This window comes from Vibrio sp. D173a, from assembly GCF_030248475.1.
The window spans coordinates 1-868 of record NZ_JAHGAH010001124.1 but is presented as its reverse complement, the minus strand read 5'-3'; the positions used below and the strand labels follow the sequence as shown (position 1 = coordinate 868).

At 41.9% G+C, this 868-nt stretch carries 2 protein-coding genes; one reads left to right on the top strand and one right to left on the bottom strand.

Annotation, left to right across the window (positions count from 1 at the left end; genetic code table 11):
* Nucleotides 1-517, top strand: a 517-nt coding sequence (locus KIV40_RS31735; protein WP_285353297.1) for an ATP-binding cassette domain-containing protein, incomplete at its 5' end; no start/stop codon positions are given.
* A 161-nt stretch (nt 518-678) separates the two neighbouring features.
* On the opposite strand, the gene KIV40_RS31730 is transcribed toward KIV40_RS31735, so the two are convergent.
* On the bottom strand, nt 679-868 hold a 190-nt coding region (locus tag KIV40_RS31730), incomplete at its 5' end, for a hypothetical protein (protein WP_375164925.1).

Here is an 868-nt window from a genome sequence, read left to right as displayed (position 1 = left end):
GTCAAACAACATCAACATGCGCTTCACAGTACGTGAATTGGTGGCATTTGGCCGTTTTCCATACTCTCAAGGCCGATTAACTGATAGGGATAACGAGATCATTGATCGCGCTTTGCATCATTTGGATATAGGTCATCTGCAAGACAGATACATTGACCAACTCTCTGGCGGTCAACGTCAAATGGCCTTCATCGCTATGGTGGTTGCGCAAGACACCGACTATATCTTCCTTGATGAACCACTAAACGACCTCGATATTAAACACTCGGTTGATATCATGGCAACGCTTAAAAAGCTTGCTGAAAAGCACAACAAAGCGGTCGTTATTGTGATTCACGACATTAACTTTGCTTCATGCTACTCCGATAATATCGTCGCAATGAAGTTGGGTGAAGTGGTGAAAAGCGGCCGATATGATGAAGTGATTCGTGAGGATGTTTTGAGTGATATCTATGAGATTCCATTCAAGGTTCAAGAGATCGATGGCGACTTAATATCGTTGTACTATCGTTGTTGATGAATAATCCCTACTTTCTCGAAGTGGGGATTTCTTTATATGCAGTTGTAACTAAAATACGACGCTGTACTTTCTTCATGGATTCTTGAACAAACTTAATCTCGCTTTGGGCACTCAAGGGGTTGTTCGCGTTTAAAGTACTGTTCGCGCTTAAGGTATGTTTAGCGATTAAGGTAATCTTTCGCGACTTGCGTTATCGTTGCGATGATATCGGACTCTAATTCAGAGGCCTCTGAAGAGAGATTGTAAAATAGAATACAGTCTTGCTTTAATAAATTAGGGGCTTCAACGACTTCAAGTTCTCTGATCTCTCCGCGCTCAATATAGGGCAGTAAATCAGCTTGATTTGCC